Origin of the sequence: Bacteroides nordii (genome assembly GCF_019930665.1) — a bacterium.
GTDB classification, from domain to species: domain Bacteria; phylum Bacteroidota; class Bacteroidia; order Bacteroidales; family Bacteroidaceae; genus Bacteroides; species Bacteroides nordii.
Genome location: NZ_CP082886.1, coordinates 2,315,838 through 2,340,044 on the forward strand (window position 1 = coordinate 2,315,838; position 24,207 = coordinate 2,340,044).

General features: G+C 39.0%; 23 protein-coding genes. 4 read left to right on the forward strand and 19 right to left on the reverse strand.

What is annotated here, in order from left to right:
* Positions 1-53: 53 nt before the first annotated feature.
* The 3 genes from K8P02_RS09180 to K8P02_RS09190 all read left to right on the forward strand — a co-directional run bounded on the left by K8P02_RS09180 (position 54) and on the right by K8P02_RS09190 (position 4,334).
* Positions 54-764, forward strand: a complete 711-nt coding sequence (locus K8P02_RS09180; RefSeq protein WP_002560623.1) for a Crp/Fnr family transcriptional regulator — start codon at positions 54-56, stop codon at positions 762-764.
* Positions 765-909: 145 nt separating this feature from the next.
* Positions 910-2,541: a hydroxylamine reductase gene (hcp, locus tag K8P02_RS09185; protein ID WP_025867263.1), complete on the forward strand. Its 1,632-nt coding sequence runs from the start codon at positions 910-912 to the stop codon at positions 2,539-2,541.
* Positions 2,542-2,885: 344 nt separating this feature from the next.
* On the forward strand, positions 2,886-4,334 hold the full coding sequence (locus K8P02_RS09190; protein ID WP_002560625.1) for a potassium/proton antiporter: 1,449 nt from the start codon (positions 2,886-2,888) through the stop codon (positions 4,332-4,334).
* A gap of 170 nt (positions 4,335-4,504) precedes the next feature.
* Here K8P02_RS09190 and K8P02_RS09195 read toward each other — a convergent pair whose 3' ends face one another.
* Complete coding sequence (locus K8P02_RS09195) at positions 4,505-6,292, reverse strand: alpha-1,3-galactosidase-related protein (protein ID WP_007485244.1); 1,788 nt, start codon at positions 6,290-6,292, stop codon at positions 4,505-4,507.
* A gap of 392 nt (positions 6,293-6,684) precedes the next feature.
* Between K8P02_RS09195 and K8P02_RS09200 the strand changes: the two genes are divergently transcribed.
* Positions 6,685-8,349 carry a long-chain fatty acid--CoA ligase gene (locus K8P02_RS09200; RefSeq protein ID WP_002560627.1) on the forward strand — a complete coding sequence of 555 codons (1,665 nt, stop codon included), beginning with the start codon at positions 6,685-6,687 and terminating at the stop codon, positions 8,347-8,349.
* Positions 8,350-8,503: 154 nt separating this feature from the next.
* On the opposite strand, the gene K8P02_RS09205 is transcribed toward K8P02_RS09200, so the two are convergent.
* From K8P02_RS09205 to K8P02_RS09290, 18 genes are all read right to left on the reverse strand, one after another.
* Complete coding sequence (locus K8P02_RS09205; RefSeq protein WP_025867262.1) at positions 8,504-8,887, reverse strand: DUF3037 domain-containing protein; 384 nt, start codon at positions 8,885-8,887, stop codon at positions 8,504-8,506.
* Positions 8,865-9,647 (reverse strand): HipA family kinase, encoded by a 783-nt coding sequence (locus K8P02_RS09210; RefSeq protein ID WP_085929648.1) that lies wholly within the window; start codon positions 9,645-9,647, stop codon positions 8,865-8,867. The genes K8P02_RS09205 and K8P02_RS09210 overlap by 23 nt, the downstream gene beginning before the upstream one ends.
* Before the next feature lie 120 nt (positions 9,648-9,767).
* Complete coding sequence (locus K8P02_RS09215) at positions 9,768-10,418, reverse strand: hypothetical protein (protein ID WP_025867261.1); 651 nt, start codon at positions 10,416-10,418, stop codon at positions 9,768-9,770.
* Between the two features lie 27 nt (positions 10,419-10,445).
* Positions 10,446-10,916, reverse strand: a complete 471-nt coding sequence (locus K8P02_RS09220; RefSeq protein WP_195660085.1) for a hypothetical protein — start codon at positions 10,914-10,916, stop codon at positions 10,446-10,448.
* A 55-nt stretch (positions 10,917-10,971) separates the two neighbouring features.
* Positions 10,972-11,370, reverse strand: a complete 399-nt coding sequence (locus K8P02_RS09225; RefSeq protein WP_025867259.1) for a LytTR family DNA-binding domain-containing protein — start codon at positions 11,368-11,370, stop codon at positions 10,972-10,974.
* Positions 11,371-11,431: 61 nt separating this feature from the next.
* The gene (locus K8P02_RS09230; protein ID WP_223382242.1) at positions 11,432-12,454 is read right to left on the reverse strand and encodes a WG repeat-containing protein; all 1,023 of its coding nucleotides are present in this window, start codon (positions 12,452-12,454) and stop codon (positions 11,432-11,434) included.
* A 208-nt stretch (positions 12,455-12,662) separates the two neighbouring features.
* Positions 12,663-13,019, reverse strand: coding sequence for a hypothetical protein (locus K8P02_RS09235; protein ID WP_025867258.1), 357 nt, complete (start codon positions 13,017-13,019; stop codon positions 12,663-12,665).
* Entirely contained in the window at positions 13,016-13,402 is a 387-nt protein-coding gene (locus K8P02_RS09240; RefSeq protein WP_155921447.1) for a hypothetical protein, read from the reverse strand. The genes K8P02_RS09235 and K8P02_RS09240 overlap by 4 nt, the downstream gene beginning before the upstream one ends.
* A 167-nt stretch (positions 13,403-13,569) precedes the next feature.
* Complete coding sequence (locus K8P02_RS09245; protein WP_025867256.1) at positions 13,570-16,731, reverse strand: CHAT domain-containing protein; 3,162 nt, start codon at positions 16,729-16,731, stop codon at positions 13,570-13,572.
* A 6-nt stretch (positions 16,732-16,737) separates the two neighbouring features.
* Positions 16,738-17,460 (reverse strand): hypothetical protein, encoded by a 723-nt coding sequence (locus K8P02_RS09250; protein WP_025867255.1) that lies wholly within the window; start codon positions 17,458-17,460, stop codon positions 16,738-16,740.
* Positions 17,461-17,473: 13 nt separating this feature from the next.
* Entirely contained in the window at positions 17,474-18,136 is a 663-nt protein-coding gene (locus K8P02_RS09255) for an RNA polymerase sigma factor (RefSeq protein WP_025867254.1), read from the reverse strand.
* Between the two features lie 2 nt (positions 18,137-18,138).
* On the reverse strand, positions 18,139-19,008 hold the full coding sequence (locus tag K8P02_RS09260; protein WP_195660081.1) for a caspase family protein: 870 nt from the start codon (positions 19,006-19,008) through the stop codon (positions 18,139-18,141).
* Positions 19,009-19,134: 126 nt separating this feature from the next.
* On the reverse strand, positions 19,135-20,214 hold the full coding sequence (locus K8P02_RS09265) for a PrsW family glutamic-type intramembrane protease (RefSeq protein ID WP_025867252.1): 1,080 nt from the start codon (positions 20,212-20,214) through the stop codon (positions 19,135-19,137).
* 219 nt (positions 20,215-20,433) lie between these two features.
* Positions 20,434-21,198, reverse strand: coding sequence for a hypothetical protein (locus tag K8P02_RS09270; RefSeq protein ID WP_025867251.1), 765 nt, complete (start codon positions 21,196-21,198; stop codon positions 20,434-20,436).
* A 15-nt stretch (positions 21,199-21,213) separates the two neighbouring features.
* On the reverse strand, positions 21,214-21,897 hold the full coding sequence (locus tag K8P02_RS09275) for a hypothetical protein (RefSeq protein WP_025867250.1): 684 nt from the start codon (positions 21,895-21,897) through the stop codon (positions 21,214-21,216).
* Between the two features lie 4 nt (positions 21,898-21,901).
* Positions 21,902-22,489 (reverse strand): GYF domain-containing protein, encoded by a 588-nt coding sequence (locus K8P02_RS09280; protein ID WP_155921446.1) that lies wholly within the window; start codon positions 22,487-22,489, stop codon positions 21,902-21,904.
* Positions 22,490-22,523: 34 nt separating this feature from the next.
* Complete coding sequence (locus K8P02_RS09285; RefSeq protein WP_025867248.1) at positions 22,524-23,072, reverse strand: hypothetical protein; 549 nt, start codon at positions 23,070-23,072, stop codon at positions 22,524-22,526.
* 3 nt (positions 23,073-23,075) lie between these two features.
* Positions 23,076-24,206 (reverse strand): HesA/MoeB/ThiF family protein, encoded by a 1,131-nt coding sequence (locus tag K8P02_RS09290; protein WP_025867247.1) that lies wholly within the window; start codon positions 24,204-24,206, stop codon positions 23,076-23,078.
* Position 24,207: the final 1 nt, after the last annotated feature.

Below are 24,207 nucleotides of genomic sequence, written 5' to 3' on the forward strand. Positions count from 1 at the left end.
AAAAAAGTCCGCTCATCTGTTTATATAAGTGCAAATTAACAGAAACACCACTCATGATAATACTTGCCAACAACCCACTATTCAATGGTATTGCTCCCAATGTACTCACCGAAGATCTCAGAGAGATTAATTTTCATACCCGGATCTATCGGAAAGGAGAAATTCTTGCTCACCAGGGCGATGTATGCAACCGCCTCGTAATTCTCATAAAAGGTAGTGTACGCGGAGAGATGATTGACGACTCCGGAAGGTTGATAAAGGTAGAAGACATTGCCGCACCAAGAGCGATAGCACCGCTTTTTCTTTTCGGAAACGAGAATCGTTATCCGGTAGAAGTTACTGCTAATGAGGCTACTGAAGTGATTGAAATACCTAAGACAAGCGTACTAAAGTTATTCAGAAAGAACGAGAAGTTTCTGGAAAATTATATGAATCTCTCTGCTAATTACGCCCATACCCTCTCGGATAAACTGTTTTTCATGTCCTTCAAAACAATCCGGCAGAAACTGGCATCCTATCTGCTTCGCCTATCCAATCAGCAGCAAAGTGAACATATCACACTCAATCGCTCACAACAACAATTGAGTGATTACTTCGGAGTATCCCGCCCCTCACTGGCACGGGAACTAGCTCACATGCAAGAAGATAAGCTAATAATAGCAGATAGAAAACAAATAACAATCCTACAAAAACAAGCGTTGATTCAATTGACGGTGAGTGCTTCCCACACGGGAAAGTGCCATTCGGATGACAGGGAGGAATAAAGTTACTCCTGCACTACACCCACGCAGCCCATTTTCAACTTTCAATTTTCAATTTTCCACTAACTTGTAACATTGGTTACAGAATTGCCTTAAACCATTCCTCTACCTTTGCGTTCAATTAATAACCAATAAATACGTAGAAATTATGAACATGTTCTGTTATCAATGCCAGGAGACAGCAAAAGGCACTGGCTGCACCCTAAGAGGTGTTTGTGGAAAGACATCCGAAGTTGCTAATCTTCAAGACCTTCTGCTCTTTGTAGTAAGAGGTATTGCCGTGTATAACCAAAAGTTACGTGAGGAAAAACGTCCTTCGGACGAAGCGGACCGCTTTATCTTTGATGCCCTCTTTATAACGATCACCAATGCTAACTTTGATAAAAAAGCCATCATTCGTAAAATCAAGGAAGGATTGAAGCTCAAAAGTAAACTCGCCCAGGAAGTAACGATTGAACATGCCCCCGATGAATGCACCTGGAATGGCAGCGAAGACGAATTTGAAGAAAAAGCCCAAAGCGTAGGAGTGCTCCGCACACCAGACGAAGACATTCGTTCTTTAAAAGAACTGGTACATTACGGGTTAAAAGGCATGGCAGCTTACGTAGAACATGCCCACAACTTAGGGTATGAATCCCCGGAAATATTCGCTTTCATGCAACATGCACTTGCCGAACTAACCCGTGACGACATCACCGTAGACGAACTCACCAGCCTGGTTCTTGAAACCGGAAGACAAGGTGTATCAGCTATGGCGCAACTGGATGCTGCCAATACAGAAACCTATGGTAACCCGGAACTGTCGGAAGTTAATATCGGTGTACGAAATAACCCGGGTATCCTCGTCAGCGGACACGACCTGAAAGACCTGGAAGAGTTGTTACAACAGACAGAAGGTACGGGCATTGATATCTATACTCACAGTGAAATGTTACCGGCACACTATTATCCGCAACTTAAAAAGTATAAACACCTTGCCGGAAACTACGGGAACGCCTGGTGGAAGCAGAAAGAAGAGTTTGAAAGCTTCAACGGTCCGATACTGTTTACCAGTAACTGTATTGTACCTCCCCGCCCGGATGCAAACTACAAAGACCGTATCTACATTACCGGTGCCTGCGGACTGGAAGGTGCAACTTATATTCCCGAAGCCAAAGACGGAGAGCAAAAGGATTTCTCTTCTATCATTGAACATGCCAAACGCTGCCAACCACCTGTAGCCATAGAGAACGGTAAGATCATTGGCGGATTTGCACACGCACAGGTTATTGCACTGGCAGGCAAAGTGGTAGAAGCTGTCAAGAGTGGAGCTATCCGCAAATTCTTTGTTATGGCAGGTTGTGACGGACGTATGAAGAGCCGTGAGTATTATACTGAATTTGCTGAGAAATTACCTCACGATACAGTAATCCTTACCGCCGGATGCGCCAAATACCGTTACAATAAATTGCCATTGGGAGATATTAATGGAATTCCCCGCGTTCTGGATGCAGGGCAGTGTAATGACAGTTACTCATTGGCAGTAATCGCCATGAAACTGAAAGAAGTATTCGGACTGAAAGATATCAATGAGTTACCAATCATATACAATATTGCCTGGTATGAACAGAAGGCTGTGATCGTACTCCTTGCCTTATTGTCTTTAGGAGTGAAAAATATACATCTCGGCCCTACTCTTCCGGCCTTCCTTTCGCCTAACATAAGGAAAGTACTGATTGATAACTTCGGAATAGCCACAATAAGTACAGCAGACGAAGATATTATGAAGTTTCTGAGCTAAAAGAAGACTATTCTAACCGGTACTTCCCGCACGGGGAGGTTCGGCAAACGATACGGTGGCGAAGGTTTCCGGCACACCGTTTTGCTCACCTCCCCTCTCCGTTCTCTTCCTCCCTCTCAATAGATAACTTCTAAAACACAGCAGTTTTCAACAGAAGCCAGACCTCTGCGATAATCTGTGTTTTAATAATAAAACAGGTAGAAATATAACATTTTTAAACTATTTAACCTCCTTCCGGGATACAAAATACATCCAAAAGGGGGTTTTATTTGTTATCTAAATTACGTAACTTCGCACGGTGAAGCAAAAAAAGACTTATTTATAACCCTTATAATATATAGCCCATGTTATTCACTGCAGAAAATATTCTACTTGTAGGTTCTATCTTACTTTTCGTCAGTATCATTGTTGGTAAAACCGGATATCGTTTCGGAGTGCCCGCCCTGTTATTATTCCTTGTTGTTGGTATGCTTTTTGGAAGCGACGGTCTGGGCTTTCAATTCCATAGTGCAAAAACCGCACAATTCATAGGTATGGTGGCACTTAGCATTATCCTCTTTTCCGGTGGTATGGATACTAAGTTTACAGAAATACGTCCGATATTAACTCCGGGTATCGTGCTCTCCACCGTTGGAGTGCTACTTACGGCTCTGTTCACAGGGCTATTTATCTGGTGGCTCTCCGGCATGAGCTGGAGTAATATCTACCTGCCAATCACGACTTCACTACTACTCGCATCTACTATGTCATCAACAGATTCAGCTTCGGTCTTTGCCATTCTCCGCTCACAGAAAATGAATCTGAAACACAACCTTCGTCCGATGCTTGAGTTGGAAAGTGGTAGCAACGATCCTATGGCTTATATGCTTACGATTGTTCTCATACAGTTCGTTCAGTCTTCCGGCATGGGAGCCGGTGCCATATTAGGCTCTTTTTTTATTCAGTTTCTGGTAGGTGCTGCTGCCGGTTATGTACTGGGTAAACTGGCTATATTGATCCTCAACAAAATCAACATTGATAACCAGTCACTCTACCCCATCCTCCTTCTGTCATTTGTATTCTTCACGTTTGCTATCACCGACAGACTACATGGAAACGGTTATCTGGCAGTATACATTGCCGGTATAATGGTAGGTAATAATAAGATCATGTTTCGAAAAGAGATTGCTACCTTCATGGACGGACTCACCTGGCTTTTCCAGATCATCATGTTCCTCATGCTCGGCTTGCTTGTCAATCCGCACGAAATGCTCGAAGTAGCTTGTGTAGCATTGCTTATCGGGGTATTTATGATTGTCATCGGTCGTCCGCTAAGTGTGTTTCTCTGCCTGCTCCCATTCCGGAAAATAACATTCAAGTCGCGGTTATTCGTGTCATGGGTAGGATTGCGCGGAGCTGTTCCGATTATCTTTGCCACCTATCCGGTAGTAGCCAATGTGGAAGGATCAAATGCTATATTCAATATCGTATTCTTTATTACCATCATCTCTCTGGTAGTACAGGGAACTACTGTTTCCTATGTAGCACGTTTGCTTCATCTCTCCACTCCGCTCGAGAAAACCGGAAATGACTTTGGAGTAGAATTGCCCGAAGAGATAGACTCCGATCTTCGCGACATGACTGTAACACAAGAAATGATAGAGAAAGCCGATACGCTGAAAGATATGAATCTCCCCAAAGGTACACTCGTTATGATCGTAAAACGTGGAGACGAATTCCTTATACCGAACGGAAGTCTGAAACTACATGTAGATGATAAACTACTACTCATTTCAGAGAAGAGTAAAGAATAAAAATCCCTCTTCGATGAGGATGTGTCAAAAGCCGGATAAAGCTATCAATATGTGACTTTAGAAATGCAGATGATCGCTAATTAACGCAGATACAATTTAATCTTTGCGTTACTTAGCGATCATCTGCGTTTTAATAATAGCTGATTTTACTTTTATATGCAATCGCGTAATTACTCTATTTTCGCATTAGTTACCCGTTCCAGCAGGAAGCGGCTTTTGTTCCAGTGAAACGGCTTATACTCCGTATTCATCCGGATGTTATTATTACGGAATACAAGTCCGTCCACCGACTTGGCATAAAGAATCGGTGCATCAAAGGTATCGAATTCATTGTCTTCAATCACAATGCCTTCTTCAACTCCACCATGAAAATACTTTTGTTGCGATTTCAGGTCAGGAATTTCAGGGTAGATAGAAATTACAGCATTTGTGAACTGAAACATATTTGTAAGTGCATTCACAAAACGATTTTTCCGGATAATTACATTCCGGCAAGCTCCTGTTTCATACCAACCATTGCAATCACCACACAGCAGAATGGCTGTACCGGATGTATGGTCAAACAGGTTATTCTCTGCAATCGTTTTCTTAGGAGTACTAAACAGCGCACCGCGAGCACGGTTGTTACGGATCACATTATCAGCAAATAGCACTTCCGGAGTCCAGGTGAGGTTCTCAATACCAAAACCACTTTCAGCATTAATAACCGCTTCAACAGGATCACGGAAAGAAATAACAAACTCACGCGCCCCCTGAACTTCCTCTTTATCATAGGGAGCAATCGCCGTAATGCTATTCTGGCTTCCCACGAGCTCCATTGTTGACGAACGTACAAACTGCACTTCATCCTCCGGTCGTCCCCACTCAAATCCCCAGGTCTGGTCGTGCATATACCGTCCTACCAAAGTACGGTTGTCTATCCGCTTGATAACTTTCAAGTAAGTACCATGCACATTGATAGCATCGTCCATCATGCCTTCATAAAGGCCGTTCCGGGATATAATCTTTCCTTTACAACCCGAAAAATGAGTGGCGTCGGCCTGAGTAGTGAAATAACGGGGGGCATTCTCCCCACGAAGACAGACGTTAAATCCATCTAAGGTTATATTCTCACACAATTGTGCCAATAATCCCATTCCTTCGGCATAATGTACTTTCACATTTAATAATTGCGTATCTACATCATGCGAAAGAAATATTCCGGGAGTAGGCCGAAAATAAGTGCGCAGAGCAATTACCGTACCCGGAACAAGCCGGTTGTCCTTCCAGTTCTTTATATTGAGACGACGTGAAGCCACCTGGATAACTCCCTTATTCGGATAAGCTAAATCACTGGTGTTATAGACTATATGACGGCTTTTAGGATCAAAAGCAATGCCAGAAGAAGGACGAAGTTTCCAACCTTCCCCCAATGTCTCAAAAACTGAATCTTTACTGATCTGATAGTTCACCCAGGGAGCTACTTCAAAAGTAATACCATTCTCTACAGAATTCTCTACTATTTGTATCTGTGCTATATGCGGATTCTCAAAGTCGATATTAAAATCTTTCAGTATACAGTTTTCCGAATACAATAGAGAAACCGGAATCATGCGACCATGGAAGATAAAGTCAGACCCTTGTCCATCCAAAGTCAGATTTTTCATATTCTCGATAGCAATACCTACCTTCTTCGGATTTGTCTGATCATGGTTGGAAATATAATATTGACGAGACGCCGCATTCTTTTCAAAGAAATGATACCTGCCTGTCGGGAAACGTAATATGATGTTATCCCCCTCCTGGTAGTCGCTTTTGATCTTCTCTAAAATCTTTTGCAAGACAGGTGATGCATCTTTCTTCCCATTGGCTTTCAGGCCAAAATCAGAGACATCATACACACGATTGGCAGCGTATATATTAGCGGGAGGTAAAACTCCTAACAGAAGTACAAGCAGAGATGTAAGAATTGTTTTCATAGTAATCTTTTTATTAGACAAGTTTAGTATCCGGATGCAAAGATATACCTTTTGATTATAATTACATTCAGTTCTTGCTTTAATTCGTACGGTTTTGAGTATATTTCACCACAGAGTAACACAGAGTTTAAATCTTTATTGAAACGCAGAATTAATGCAGACTTTCATCTAAGAGAACTACAGTCTTTTAATCTGTGTTTATCTGTGTTAATCCGCGTTTCATCAGATAAATACTACTCTGTGGAACTCTGTGTTACTCTGTGGTGGGTTTTACTCATTTCCGATCAGTTCCGCCTCCCGTTAATTTACTGTAAAACTTTTCAGGAGAATTCGGTTTTTGTTAATGAAATATTAATTTTGCGCAATTTTAATACAAATGTGCAAAAAACAAAATGGAACAACAACAAGGGTTCATAGATTATATTGAGCAAAGTATTGTAAACAATTGGGATCTCAATGCCCTGACAGATTACAAAGGAGTCACCCTTCAATATAAGGATGTTGCCCGCAAAATAGCAAAATTTCATATTGTACTTGAGAGTGCCGGTATTCAGCCCGGTGACAAAATAGCTGTTTGCGGACGCAACAGTGCGCATTGGGCAGTTGCCTTTCTGGCAACAGTTACTTATGGAGCTGTTATCGTTCCCATTCTCCATGAATTCAAAGCCGACAATATACATAACATTGTTAATCACTCCGAAGCAAAACTTCTATTCGTTGGCGATCAGGCATGGGAAAACCTGAATGAGGACGCCATGCCTTTATTAAAAGGAATCGCTTCTTTGAAAGACTTCTCTGCACTTGTTTCCCGTTGTGATCAACTGACTTATGCCTTTGAGCATCGGAATGAGATTTATGGACGACGTTATCCCAAATGCTTCCGAAAAGAACACATTTCATATCGCAAAAGCGATCCCGAAGAATTAGTAATAATCAACTATACCTCTGGGACTACCGGTTATTCCAAAGGAGTAATGCTTCCTGCCCGTAGTATGTGGTCCAATATAACCTACTGTTATGAAACGCGTCCTCTACAAGCCGGAGATACTATTGTATCTATGCTTCCGTTAGGTCATGTATTCGGTATGACCTATGATTTCCTGTATGGTTTCTCGGCAGGAGCACATCTCTATTTTCTCACCCGGATGCCCTCTCCCAAAATTATAGCACAGTCTTTTGCCGAAATCAAACCGAAATTGATTTCATGCGTACCCCTGATTGTAGAAAAGATCATCAAAAAAGAGGTACTGCTCCGGCTGGACAACAGGATAGGCAAACTATTACTAAGGGTTCCTATCCTCAACGATAAGCTGAAAGCAGCCGCCCGGCAAACAGCCATGGAGATTTTTGGTGGTAACTTTAATGATATTATCATCGGCGGTGCTCCTTTTAATGCTGAAATCGAGGATTTCTTAAAAAAGATAAGTTTTCCTTATACAATTGCTTATGGGATGACCGAATGTGGCCCTATTATTTGTTCGGACTGTTGGCAAAACCTCAAAAAAGCTTCATGTGGAAAAGCAGCCAACCGAATGGAAGTAAAAATTGACTCACCCGACCCCAACACCCACGCGGGAGAAATCATCTGTAGAGGAGACAATCTCATGCTGGGATATTATAAAAACGCTGAAGCTACTGCACAAATTATTGATAAAGACGGATGGCTACACACAGGTGATCTTGCTACAATAGACGAGCAAGGTTATGTAACAATACGTGGGCGCAGCAAAAATCTTTTGCTTAATTCAAGCGGGCAAAACATTTACCCTGAAGAAATTGAAAGTAAACTGAACAATATGCCGTATGTAGCAGAGTCATTGATTGTATTACAGAATGATAAACTTGTTGCGCTCATATATCCTGACTTTGACGATGCGTTTGCACACGGTTTACAACAACCGGATATTGAAAAAGCAATGGAAGCAAACCGTTTGGAGCTAAACCTTCAATTACCTGCATTCAGCCAGATAAGCAAAGTAAAAATACACTTTGAAGAGTTTGAAAAGACAGCTAAGAAAAGTATCAAACGGTTTATGTATCAAGAAGCGAAAGGTTGATTACCCTTTCGTTTCTTGATACATCTTTATTATTACAATACCAGTGCGATGCTATTAAATCGAGCGGTTATTCGACTGAAAAACCACACGAGTCTAATTTCTATTCCATTACGGTACAATTAAAATACATACTATGATTTCCGGTTTTTACTACTTATTCCACCAATTCTTGAAATAAATCATTTAGTGTCTGATCCAGATTGGCAGAAAAACCTACATGTGGCCTTGAAGTCTGGATACAGGAACTTCTCAGAGCCGTCAGCCATCGGAAACGTTCCGGAATATCCAACAAAGCAATTGTTCCTCCCGTCTCATGCCCCAAACAGACCTTACTGAAAGCCTCCATATGCTCGCGAAACGACTCTATATCCAGTTCCGGAGAAAAGGCTCTAAGCCTGTTTTCATTTATCTCATAACGCATTTTTATAAAGTCAGCCTGTTTTGAGAACAAGATAACTCCAACATTCATAAACTCCTCACGTTCCACCTTCGGTACAATGCGGATTACTGCATATTCATATAAGTGCTTTTCTGGCATCCTGTGCTTCTTTTACAAATAATTCGGAATGACGTATCCTTTCTGTTAGAAATTGAAAATAAATATCTCGTATATCCTGCTGTGTTTCTTCTTTATCCCGCCAATGCAACCAGTCATCGGGTATCAAATCTACTATTTCCCGCAATATTTCATCAGTCAATATCTCTTTGTATTCCCGGTCCACTTCCTCCAGGTCACTCGCTTCGGCCAACAATGCATGCTCCTTTATCTGTGTAAAAGGACTCAGCGCATGTTTCTTCCAGTTTACCCACGAATGATGGAAAAACAGAGAAGCACCATGGTCTATCAGCCACAGTTCTTTATGCCACATTAACATATTGGTATTCTTGGCTGTACGATCCACATTAGTTAAGAAGGCATCCAGCCATACTATCTGTGAGGCTAATTTAGCATCCACTTTTGTCACCACAGGATCAAACGGTAATGCTCCCGACAGGAAATGCAACCCCAGGTTCAACCCACGACTTCCTTGCAACAGGTCTTGTATCTCTTCGTCTCCTTCCGAACGCCCGAAAGCTTCATCCAGATTTAGAAAAACAATTTCCGGAAGACGCAAACCCAACACATGGGCTACCTCTCCTCCTATTAGCTCGGCAATAAGAGCTTTTGTCCCATGCCCCGCCCCACGAAACTTTACCACATACTTAAATCCATCATCAGCTTCGGCAAGAGCTGGCAACGAACCTCCCTCACGTAAAGGCATGATATAACGAATTACATCAACGGTTCGTATATCGATCTCATTTCCTCTTATTATCATAATGTTTCTCTCCTTTCTGTTTATATCATATTTCTTTAAACAGTTGTGCTTTCAAATAGTTTCAGTTAAAACCTTAATGAAAACAGAAAGACAAATATACTAATAAAAGGCAAACAACATTGTTTTATCCTCATCTTTATAGTATACCATTGGAAGTGCTTCGGAAGGTAATGCTTCATTCAAAAAACAATATTCACCCGAAGGTTCCTTCAATGTACTGATTGTTTTCCATTCTTCCGAATCTTGCATGCAAAACCAGAAATTACGATAATAACGGTTCTCATACATATAGTCGGAACTATCGAAGCAAGGAAATAATTGACAACGACTACTTACAGATGAATCCGAATTTCGCCCTTGACTCTTCAAATCAAAAATGCCCCGATAAACATGACTGTTCACTACAATTTCCGCATCACAAGATAATCGTATAACGGAATAACTCCCCATACTTTCTTTTACTTTTTCAATAACAGACAGCAAAGTATGATCACTTATCAATCGCTTGAAAGAAGGAGCATCCTGCGTCAACACTTCCATTACGTATTCTGCATTATTCTCTTTTAGTATCGGACGATAATAACTACTATGCGATAAATCTACCATCAATTGTCGGATATAGAATTTGTCGCGCCAATATTTCTCCACAGCTTCTCCTTGAGGCAATCGCAATAATAAATCCTCCAAACAAGAAAACTTATAATTAGAATAACGATCCACATAAATGGTTCTTTTACTAATTTCTTTCATCCTTTTCGTTTAAAACAATTTGATAGATTATTTTTCACCTTCATTTTCCAATCGGTCAAAATGCCTTTTCACTAATTCTTCTCCAAGGAATCTCACTTGTATATCCCGTATCGCTTTTTTATATTTTGCATAAGGTAATCCACCCTGTATTGCCGTTTGTATCATGACCGAATATTGCTTTATCTCGATCTTAGCTATAGCAGTATCATGTAGCAGATCATATCCTTTCTTTCGTACACGATATAAGAATTCTTCATGAGCATCTTCAACAAGTTCAATTACCTGCATACAAAGTTGACTGATATCTGCTCCTTCTTTCTCTAAGATTTCAATTTCATCCAACAAAGCTTTCATTTTTCGTGGTCTCTCATTACTGCCATTACAGTTATTCTTCTGTTTTTCAATCGTAGATTCTTTACTTGTGGGACAGAAAGGACATAAATCTCCATAAATTTCCGAATCATAAGAATGCCCCTCAATACATTTTTTGATCAACATTATTTTTATCTTTTTTTTAATCGTTCATAGCACAAGTTACTTTTTCTCTTTCGTATCAGATAGTTGGATATTTCTCCATTAGTTTCTTCAGATACGACTTACTGATTTGCAATGCCTCCACTTTATCAAATGGTGGAAGCAGTATGCAGTTGTTTCCTTTTATCATGACCAGATAACTTACGTTGATAATAAATGACTGGCTTATTTGAACCAAATAAGGGTGATAACTCAGTATTTGTTCCGCGTTTGTATTCCTCTTCAAAACCAAAATACGCTGATTACATAAAACGGCTTCCCACAGCCTATTTCCTGAATTATAATGAAAATAGCCAATATGTTCTAAACGTAATAATTGTAAATTTCCGGTCATCGAGAAAGATAAAAAGATATTATTCTGATCTTTTGCTATATCAGTCAAGTATTCAAATTTATCTTCCTTGCATAGACTTTTCATGCTCTTTTTCTGTTGATTCCAGTTATCCATATCCTATATATCCAGTCAGTTATATATCACTCTAAGATTCTACAACCTCCCCTTTTTCATTTAAAAGTACATCCGATTGCCTGTCAAGCAGTGTAGCCCTGAACAAATGTCTGTTTACTACATAAAAGGCACAATAAATCGGTTGTGTAATAAGTTTTCCATCCTCATTCATCAAACCGCGACGATTGCCGACAGTATAACAATATAATCCGGTTGGAAGTGTAATTTCAGTGCCATCATCAGAATATTTCCCTGTGGAATAATCCAAACGGTCAATGGTATCATACAGCATCGGATTGAGAATTTCACCTTTATACGATATTTGCATCAGAGTTTCATCCGGTTTAGAAACAGTCACATAATCGGCTGTTTGTATAATGTATCTATACTCAGCAGGAATCACCACACAAAGCGAATCATTCAAAACCCCATATTTGTTATCTTTCATAAAAAGCCGTTTCCCATATAAAGGATTCTGGATACGATCGTATCGTGGCTCCAATACCCATTCGCCTTTATTATTTATGATGCCACATTTACCGTTCTTGTCATACATGTTACAATATCCTCCGTGAAAAACAAAATCCATACGCGGCTCATTATCTTTTAAATACGGATATTGAAAGTCAATAACGACTTCACCCTGATGATTTATAAACCCTACCTTATCATTCTTTACCACAGCAGCCAATCCTTCCGAAAATATCCAAGCGTGGGAATACTGCTCCCGAATAGTAGCCTCTCCTGTATAACGATTGAAATACCCTCTTTTATAATTCTTCGAATAAATTACCAATGTATCCGTATAAGCTTCTGATGCAAACAACCAGGTTATCCCCTTGATCGTTGTTTTACCGGTTCTCAGATTTTTAATAGAATATGTCTCATTAGAATTTAGAATAGAACAACATTCACTACTGTATAATTCACCTCTGAATTCATTGAATCGGCACTCTTTATAATACTCCCTAACGAGCATAAAAGTTATAAAACAAAGACATAAAACTGCAATCAGCCCCAAGATTCTTCCAAATACTTTCATAATCTTTTTCATCCTATTTTACTTTTACCATTATTTGATTTAAAACCACACAAGCTTGTTCTTTAATAGATCCCATCGAGCCGCTTTCAACCGAAATGATAAGATTGAAATTTTTTGTTTTCATTTTCCTCTACCCTTGTTCGTGTCGGGCGCAACTTTTAAATATCTTGTATCTTTATGTATATAGAGCAAAAAAGTAACCATAGAAATATCCTTTTTCTTATTTTGCCTTCCGCAAAGCATCTTCAGCTTTCTTCATATAAGATTGTGCGTTTTCTCTTGCACTTTTTGCTTTCCGTTGATACGATTCGGCGCTATCTGTAGCATTCTTTGCATATTGTTGGTAACTCCGTACCATATCGTACTTCTGACGCTTGGAGTAATACTCAGCTTCCCGAAGATAACCTTGTGCCTTTCGGTTGTAATAATCCACTTCACGCTCGTAGCCCTGCGCTTGCTTAGTATAGTACTCTGCTTCACGCTGATACGACTGCGCTTGTTTCAGATAATAATCGTTTTGAGCAAACACCGTAGTAATGCCACAAAATAGGATAAGGATAAAAAAAATGTGTTTCATATAGTCTTTAATTTTTTAATGATATAATAAGAAGCGAAATCAAGAGCTTTTATAATATGTGCCACAATTTCATTGATTTGTTCACCTTCAGTGATTTTATGATCGTAATTCAAAGAAACACTACCATTATCCAAAAGCATTACCTTAATGAATTTCACCTCTCTGTTTGTCTCATTTATTGCAGTAGCGATTCTTTTTTCATTATCATTATCAACCAATGTCAGATGTGGAATGCTAAATCGAATAAGAGCTTCTTTTGAATCCGGCATATAAATATAATGTTCTCCATTATATATAAAAATATACCATCCGTTTTTCAGCAGCTCCACGTCGTCACATACCTGTCGTAACTGATTCGTAATTTCTGTTTGTATATTCCGCATTGCCATTAGACCCTATATCCGTGTCGGGCACAACCTCTAATCATTGTTTCTTTATTTTATGATAAAAAATATAGAAAGTAACCCTGCCGGTTCGTAATTAGTAAACAAAAAAAGCTGCATCGGCATAGTGCTAATGCAGCTTTTGGTTGTATTATTATCAATGAAACTTAATCCAACATAACGAATCCGGCCCAATAGTATGGTTCTGGATATTTCTTACGAACGATCCGCTTTGTCTCATTAAAAGCTTCACGTTTCTTCCATCCATTATTAGCAAGTTCTATAAAAAAAGTTGTCATAAACTCCTTGGTTGCGAAATCACTGACATTCCATAGCGTCATGATAATCGTCTGTACTCCCGCTTTCTTAAAAGCACGCTGCAAGCCATAAATACCTTCGGGCGTTGTCTTGCCTTGCCCTGTCTGACAGGCTGAAAGCACAGCAAGTTCCGTCCCTTGCAAATCCATACGCGAGATAGTAGCAGCAGTGAGTATGCCGCTAAGCACGCCATCAGGAAGATGCTTACCCCTCCATGCAAGGTTACCACCCGACATAATAAGTCCCGTGAGCGACATTGCGTCCGTATAGCCCTGGAGATAGTCTATGTTAGCTATGTTGTCAGCTGAATAATAAAAACCATGTGTGGCAACAAGTAGCAATTTTGGAGCCATGCCACTCATATTAAGAAAAGACTCCTCTGTTCCATTAACATCCATATAGGATGTCACTTTCACTTGCTTTTCTTTGAGAATCTTTTCAACAACCAGAACCTCTTCTTTTGTTTGAGGAAGAAAATGGAAGATACTGTCACCACGTGCATCGCCACTACGCATGGCAAACATTGGTGACAGAATATATTTCTTACTCTCCGCTTCCAGTACATTTGTATCGAGATCATAAAGCAAGCCACCATACAATACTGCTTCACTATTCTTTTTGATTGCTATCGTCCCAGATTGACGAAGCAATTCACGAGCAGAAGAAAGTCGAATAAAATCGTAATGTTCTCCAAGTAAACTACCATCTGCCAGCATTAAAGATTCTAAAGAAATCCGGTGCATTCCCCCCGATGGCACATAATACACCTTTGCCCCTTCCTTTACATATTCCTGCAACGGTTGCCAACATAGACGGAACATCTTCTCTGAAACACTTTCATTGTATAGATGGTCAATACTCTTGCCACCAAGCAAGGAATCTACAGATTCCTCCGTAAACAGATCCATCAACAAAGGATACTTTTGTATATTATTTATTACATATACAGCATAATGCCGTTTATTATCATCGCCCTTAAAGTCAGTGAAGTCTATCAAAACATCACTATCTTTCATCGCACGCTTAACATTCGCATACTTCACATTCAAGAATGCCGTATAATCTTTATAAGATGTACTGCGAGCGGCAAGATGCTTATCTGCTACAGTCATTTTTGCATAAATCCGTCCTAATTCTTCTTTGTTTTTATCAAAATCTTTGCTTAGCGTAGCCATTTTTGCTTTCAGCGTAACCACATTGGTAAAAGCTTCAACATCCTCTTGTGTACCTTCTTTCCGGATGATATCATACATGGAGCGTTCTGACTCTAAAAGTAATGACTTTGAGAATAATAACGCATTATAACTCGCCTCCGTAAAACTGTTTTGTGTGGCCTTGCTTTTAATTCCAAAGGCAGTCATTGCCCACATCTTTTGAGACAGTGACTCCCAATAGCTTTCCCGTTCAGATGACGACACATATCGCAACTGTTCTTTAATCTGTTGTTGCAGCATTTCTGCAGACTCTATATAATGCCTTCTACCAGCCTCTATATGACCATTAAATGCTTCTGCGTTCGCCAGATAATAAAGAGCATCACCATATGCTATAGAATTGTTGCCCTGTCTGCTCTTTATCAACTCAGCATATCGTTTGTATGCTATTTCTGCCTCCTCATGACGATTGAGTCTGTGCAATACACCAGCCTTCAAAGCCTGAATGGTCGTACGACTAACATCATCCGCTTCACATATCTTTGCCAAAACAGCATCTGCCATATCAAACTCACTGACTGCTTTCTCATACTCCCCAAATTTTGCAAACACTCTGCCACGAGTAGTATACACTTGTGCCACCATTCTTGCCGGGGCATCCGTACCTTCCATACAAAGGAAAAGACTGTCGACGTAACGCATAGCATTCACACTATCACCCATTTCCCTATAGATATCTGCCTGATTGCTATAAGGTAAATAGCGTTGCAATCTATCACCCTCAAATTCCTTCTCAAACATTCTGATGCAATTTGATCCATATGCCAAAGCGGATTGATACTCACCTGCAGTGTATTTTAAATCCCTCATTTTAGAATAGATTCCATGTTCCACACTGCGCTGCTTTATTTCCGGCAGTAATGTAAGCAGTTTTTCATTCTTTAAATAAAATGATTCAGCCAATGAGTAATCCTTCATAGAGAAAGCGTCATCACCCAATGCATTGTTGTTTGCTATCATGGCTTCTATGTTGTTGGCCTTTATCAAAAGAGTGTCTATTGCCTGTGTTGCAATTGCCACATGGTTTCTATCACCCAACTTACGATAAATCTCCCTTTGTTCATGTCTGATATTTGCCATAAGATTCCAATCCTGCACCGTTGTAACTCTTGCATATGCTTCGTCATAAAGCTCCAACACTGATATGTATTCATCCTGATGACCTTTTATCACAGCCATGTTGCAAAGAACATCAGCTTCGTTTTTCACGTCACCTATCTCTCTGAATCCATTATGTGCATTTTCCATACAAAGATAGGCTTTATCATACTGCTGCGAAATCATATAACGGGCACCTTCAAAATACCATGCCAGTGGAATCTTTGGCTGTATACGCTGCCTCATATCTTCGTCAGCATATGGTAAAAGTTCTGTAAACAGCTCACGAGCTTTGCCTAATTGCCCATCATTTATACGCATATAAGAAGCCGCCAACATAAAACCATTTAAAACATATTGGTATGCCGCGTTCTCTTTCTCTTCATCTGTGAGTTTTCCTTGAAGTAACTTCTTGGCAAGCAAATACCCTTCTTCATACTTGCCTGTTAATTCACAACACATAGCTACCATTATCTGGCTGCATACATATACCTGCCTTTCTTCCTCTGCACGTTGTTTCTCAGTATTCTTACCAACAAGCAGGAACGCCTCAAGTGCTTCATCATATTTCTCAGCCTTGTTGAGTTCAAAAGCCCTGTTCATCGTTTCCACCACTTCAGTTTCGGTTAAATCCTGGGCATGAGAAGTGACAACGGTAAAAAATAGAACTAAAATAACTGCGATGCAATATTTTCTCATTTGTTTTTATCTCTTCAATACATTATACAACGAGTCTGCCTGCGCCCGGTATTCACCTTCCTCTGTCTTGAGTTCTTCAAGTAAAACAATCGCTTCTTTCTTTCGTCCAACACCGAGCAAAGCATTTGCTTTCAGCCAATTTAGGTCATACTTCATGCTTGCCAACAGATTTTTCTCGTAACTTAATGCCTCAGTTTCTTCCTCACTCATTGCGTCTAATGAAACAGAGTCCGATAACTCTTCCTCTCTCACACTCAAAGACTTTTCTTCTACCTCTATTGCCGCCAATGCATCTTCATAATCTTTTTGATTGATAAGCCCGGCTATTTGTTGCAAACTATTATTGCCACGGTAGTTGTCCACCGACATTTGCGGAACTTTATAGATATCACCGGACGACGATCCTATTGGAGCCCAAAGGAAATATCCGAACACAAGCAGAACAGCAATACCCGCGATACTTGAAAACCAAAGGAATAATTTCCTACCTTTTTGTGGCTTAGCAGAACACGCTCGTACCGATACCGGAATATAATCATCGTCCCATGCCTCCATCTTTTCCAATTTCTCATTTCTACTTTTTATGGCAGTATTTACATGCTGCGTAAATTCCAACTGCTCTTGAAGTTTGGCATCCTGCGCAACTTGCCTTTCAAAACCGGCACGTTCTTCAACGGACATTTCGCCAAGTACATATCGATCTATATTATCTTGATTTTCTATCTTCATGTCTTTGATCTTTTTATTCGTGAAGGTATTTGTTATATATTTCAGTTGCCGATTTGCGCAATTTCTCCATGCACTTATACTTCTCTGTCTTCAGCGCATCTTTACTCGTATATGTGTCCTGTAATTCCATGAGAATGGCATCAAGATTCTTTTCCTGATAGTAGAACATGGTCAATATCTGACTACAACGTTCTGACATGTGGGCGATACAATCAGCGATAATATCCAGCATAGTGTTGTCACTTTTGTCATATAGCATATCAAGATAACATTCATCGTCCTTTGTTTTAAGCTTATTTCCATTTTTTTCTATATCTTCCGAATTGAATACATGCATCTTTTCACGTACCCACTCAAGATATTTCAATCGTGCTATACCCATGAAATAGGTGGTCAATGAGCTTGTGAAAGGGTTTCTGTCTTTTCCTTTCAGTACCCCGTCCTCTGCATAGATTTTCTTACTCTCAATGTTTTCCCACAATTTAATAAATGCTTCTTGGAATATCTCCATTTTATACGTATCATCCACAAAGAATACCCCTCGGTAATTTTCGTCAAAATACTGTTTGCAATAATTGTACAACGCACGTTCCAGCATAGGATTACGTTTGTACACACCCTCCACATATACAGCATCTGCATATTTCAAGGGTTTGAAATCTATGTTTTTCGCCATTACTATTTTAATATATCAGTTATGTCATATTTTCTGATTTCGCCTGTCATCATCGGAGTCTGAGGCAATCTGCCTTGATTTTCTATCATAAAACCGATCAATTTCTTTTGCAAGTCTCCATTATTTTTAGGCATATCACTTGCCAATATGCAGTATAAACCATAAGTAAGTTTTCCCACCGCAGGATTTCTCATCTCACTATTCAACTGATAACTCTTACACGCACTGAGCGTTATCCACTGCTCTGCTGCCGGAGCTATCGCATCTGGTTTCTTTTTCATTGGTATTTCAAACCTATCATACACACCTCTGACTATTTCATCATCATCATTCCCTCGCGACGAATCCCCGCTATGACAGGCATCTACTACTATAAGCATCTTCCCTGCATTGCCTATCTTTTTACGTATGTCTGTCAGTAATACGTTTATCTCATCATCTGCCAGGTGCTTTTCACCTCTATCCTTACTGCAATAACTCCTATATGCATCGTAAGGTATCCAACACTCATCCCATCCATCTCTTTCATCGCCCTCCCTGTCTGTCATTTGCTGACCATGTCCGGAGAAATGAATATACACAACGTCACCGGTCCTACATTGTTGTGCCAATAATCCAAAAGCTGTCGTTATCCCAGCCTTCGTTGCTTTGTCATTTACTAACGTAGATATGCTCTTATATCCGGCTTTCGTTAATATATCCTTTACCAACGGTACGTCTTTATCACCATTTATTTTTCCCCAACTCGTATCTTCCTGCTGTCCCAAACCAATTACCAATGCTCTTTTTGTTTGTGCGTGTAACAACACAGACAAAAAGAGCATTAAAGTTGCCAATATGTAAAACTTTCGTCTCTCAGTCGATACCGCCATATCAGATATCATTTCGTGCTTTTGAGTAATTAGTAGGGTACACTTGCTTACTGAAGTCATCTAAAAAATTATACTTTTCTATCTAAAAGCAATCAGATCAACCATCTCTAATTTTTCAGTTAGGTTTTAATCTGCCAATCTTGAATGAAAATTATATCGAATATTTAAATATACCATCAGTAGTACTACACCTATTAGAACTACAGGAACCGTAGCAAGAGCAAATGGTACATTAAAGCATAAATAATCATACAATCCATGAATTGTAGCTGGTACTAATATTGCCAATAAATAAAGAGCAATCCTAAATCTAGGATAAAGGAAAGCAAACGCAACGAAGTATGATGCTATACCACACCATATTGCATGAAGGAAAGGTAAACTGGTCAATCGTGCGATATTGGACAGGTATGAGAAAACATATCCATCTGCAATACCATTTTCTAAGAGTATCTGAAAATTAGGACCGAGCTGATAATTTATGCCTTCGTATACCCCAAATGCAATACCGGACATTAATCCATAAAATACAGCCGTTTGCGGTTTTATTACATTCTTCGAAAAATACAAGATCAAGAATACAGGCATCACTTTTACAAATTCTTCTACTACACCAATCCCTAATATGCAAGAGACCAATGATAGTATTACACTTCCCGTATCGTATAGTCCCTTAAATGGATTCAACTCTCCAATATTCAAAATAAAGAATACGACAGTCGTTAAAATCTGAGTTGCAAAAAACAGGAAAATTGTTGTTTTAAGTTTCACTTGTTCTGTTCTGAACAGATAATAGAAGAACAATCCCCATATAATTGAGAAATATAGCGATATGCAATAAAATAGAATATATGCATTAAGGAACGGCGCAATAACAATTATCCCCGATAAAGTAAGTCCCACCAAAGATAAGGTAAAAAGTTGTTTATTCTTTTTCCATGGCTCTTTTGTGAAAATAGTAGAGGGCAGAATCAATTCCCGGCCAATCTCCTTAATCTGTGAAAACACATTGCCTTTATGTTCTACAGACACCTTCTTGCCATGTCTTTGCAAGAAAAACTCGATAGTTCTAAAACTGTCAGGATACTCAACGTTATAAGCATAATCTCTCTTCAAAATTAGTCCCGAATGAACGAATTCTGCTATCTCATTTATGTTAAATGGCCCAAGAATTGTATCCTCTTTCATTATTTCATACTGTTCCATCTATTCTATCTTTTATTAAATCATTTAGACATGGATATCTATAATATTATCTCAAGAATAAGGATAATCACCTATAATACATAAATCAAAGACCGTCCGGCAAAATACGTAATCGGAAAATCATTAAATTTATCCCCTCAATTTGTCAATAAAAAAAGATCCACAAGCAAATACTATATAAATGTATCCCTATTCATTTTCTGATAAAACTTATACATACTAATATATTGTGAATGTTTTAGATTTTAAGCATGAATTATCGTACCAGATTTCAATACGATATGTTCCACTTCTCCAATAACCTTTGCTGGAATATCCCCATCCTGAAAGAGTGTAGGAATTATTCTCTCCACTATATATGTATACAGATTGTGATTGAGAAAATCCAAATGGCGATGATGTACCTCTACGAATAGAACCATCAGGATTATACCATTTAACTTTCAAGATTTTATCACCAGATGTAAGTCCTACATATTTAATACGTGGTTGAAGATACATTGTACTATTACCATACAAAGAATTCCCGTAGTTTGTATGTATATCTCCATCATCTGTAACATTTGCGATTTCAATATCAGTTATAATCAATGGATAAGTATTACTAACTTTACTTTTAAAACTGGAAAGCTCAGATTTAGCATTATCTCGTTCTTGTTTCAAACTACTAATTTCACTGCGAAGTGATGATGTGGCAGAGGATGCATTCTCGTATTTACTTCTATATTCATCTCGCTCACGGTTTGCACGAGAATAATTATCACCAGCATCTATATATAAGAAGCCTAATACAATCGCTACTATCGCAAATATTATAATGAAGAACCAATATCTCCCTTTACTTCCTCCATTAGCGGACATAATCGTTCCAGACAAAGTACTGATATATCCTTGGTCATCTATCTTTGCCAATTTTGCAATAGAACCATCATCTTTTATTTCAAAGATAGTCCCATCATTTGATATGCGATATGTTTTATCCATTTCCAACAATCAGTATTAATATATTTTGAAAGTTTTGGCTTTGAGACAAGTATTCTCATACCAAATCTCTATTCTGTAAGTACCACTACTCCAATTACCTTTATATTCATTCCCCCAACCACTAAGAAATAGTACATCATCTCCTCCACTTATGTATTCGTCATCCGATTGTGAAAATCCTGCGGGAGATGAGTCTCCTCTACTAATAGAGCCACTTGGCGTATACCATTTTACTTTTAAAGTCTTTGTCCCAGACTTCAAACCGACATAGGAAATTCGTGGTTTTAGATACATTGTATTATAATCATATATCCGCTCACCGTAACCAGTTTGAACATCTCCTCCTTTAGACGTATTACCTATTTCAATATCAGTAATAATCATAGGATATGCTTCCGACACATCATTAATTAAAGAGTTTGCTTCTGAAAGTTCCTTGTCTACATCATAATATCTTCCTATGTAATAATCCAAATTGTCAGATATTCGTAGATATAATACACCTAATATTGCTATCGTAGCAAGAAGAAAGATGATAAAGAACCAGTATTTGCCTTTACCTCCTTGTTGCCGGTTTACACTTCCAGAGAGCCCTGTGATATTTCCCTTATCATCAATTCTCGCTATTTTAGATATAGAACCATCTTCACGGATCTCAAAGATGGTTCCATCGTTAGATATTTTATAGTCCTTATTCATTTTGTTACATTGAACTTGCAATTCCTATTAAAATTCCTAATCCAAATGATATGCCGAGTACCCACAAAATCGCAATGGCCCATTTATGCTGAACTCTTTTAAATTCAGACACACTAGACCATGATTTTGCTTTCCATGCCCATTCGTTACCATTAATACCTAATGCTATACATCCTCCTAATGATATTAATGCACCTACGTAAGGAATAAAATTTACAATAATAAGTACCAATGGCCAATACACTCCATTGCATACGCCCCAAATCCAATTAAAGAAGAATGCGCCCCAGTTCCAGCCTTTTATTTCATCAGGTATTCCATTTGTATATGTTGAGTTATATTGAGGTTGAACCTGATGCTTCGGTGGAGCAGCAGGTGTTACAGGAGTCATAGGAGTATCATAGCGAGGTCTGTTGATAGTACCATCCTCATTGACTGAAGCTCCAAGCTCTTTTTGTACCATATCATCAAAATCGAAATGGTTAGCCGGCAACCATTCATCCATACTCTCTTCTGTTACCAGGATATCATCCATTAGTTGAAGATCTCTAACCTCTTTTGCTGAATAGGGACCATAAGTTTCCCCATCCATCTTTACATAAAATTTATATTCCATATTTTTCAAATTAATCCCAATCCCATATTTTCTTAAGCAACAAATAACCACCATAAACTATCGGGGTACCATATCCATTTGTCCACGCCACAATAGCGATTACAAAACCTATTACTATTATCGTTCCAATAATTCTCCTGAACATTGTCCAACCATCACTATTAGACGAATTGCTCGAACTTGACGATGATGTAGTGCTTGCACTACTATTTGTAGAATAAGAACTTGAGGTACCGGAAGATGAGCCACCAATATTACTATTCGGTCTCACAATCTGACCAAACTCATCCACGTATGCATCATCAAGGTTATTGTTCTCCCTCGTAGTTCTTCTATGTATCTGGCCAAATTCATCTACATAATATGAACCTTCTGTTTTCTGCTTTTCCGAAAAACAATATGATCTAAGAGGGGTAAAGTTTGGTTTTGTTATCTTTTTAACCTCAATACCATCTAAATCATTTGCGTCCAACTCGAATAACCCCATATCCACCAATTCCTGGTATGTGTAGGAATCGGTGGATTGTTCTCCGTCTATACGAATATGGTAACGATCCATATATTATTGAGCCGGATTTGCATATTCAACTTCTATGCTTGTAGTCACTTGCAATGGATGAGAGAATATCTCAGCCATCTCACCACCAATCTTAGGATTGTTCGTATTACATATTAAGGTATACTGAGAAAGATGATAAATTAACCGTTGAGTATAATTCTCATTATCTCTATTTAAAAGGTCAAGAATCATCTTAACACCTACTGTTGTTACGAAATTGATGTCAGCTGATATGCCCGGTTCAAATGAGCCTACTTCACCCATATACAAATGAGTATTTGCATTCACACGCCCCGATGTATCTCCCAATGCAGCAACAAAATCGGAATAGGCAGGCATACCCTCCGGCAAGCAATAGAAAATCTCACCAGCAAATGCTCTTTCCCAGAAACCGATAGAGACAAAAGGCATCTTGTATGGTTTCGCGAGCATAGAATCCGCATATAAGTCACCTTCGCGATTGTCTGCGCAACCAACGATAATTGTATCTGGTCCACAAAATGGCTCTATTACATCCAAAGCAACTTCCTGAATCATCTTTGTAGATGTCATCACTTGTGCATTCGGGTTGATTTGCAAAATGCGTTCTTTTACAGCAAGAACCTTATATTTACCAACATCCTGCATTCCGCATTGGTGACGGCAAATATTATGATAGCCCATAACATCCATATCAATCAAGAAGAATCTTCCAACACCGGCACGAGCCAACTCCATTGCAACCAAACTACCGACAGATCCGCAACCGATGATAACGGCCCCCTTCTTCAACATTATATCGGATTCCAGAATACCGGTATTACGAGAGAAAATGTCTATTTTAAGTTCTACGGGTGTAAGTTCACATAATGTATCTTCGGCTGTCTTAAAAACAATTTTCTCGTCTTCATAATATCCAATAAGTTTATCTTCCGTATTAGGCTGTTCAGGCTTTTCTGTATAAAAGTGTCCTAACAATATAGGTTTAGTCCCTCCCATATCTGCAGATGGTTCTTGAACATCAATTACATTGTAGTAATTACTTTCCTCATGATAATATCCCCACAAGGATAAATTATCATGAGCAATGTTATTCGGGAAACATACAGTAGGTATACGGCGTTTCCCTTTCATAAATTTATTTGCGTCAATCATA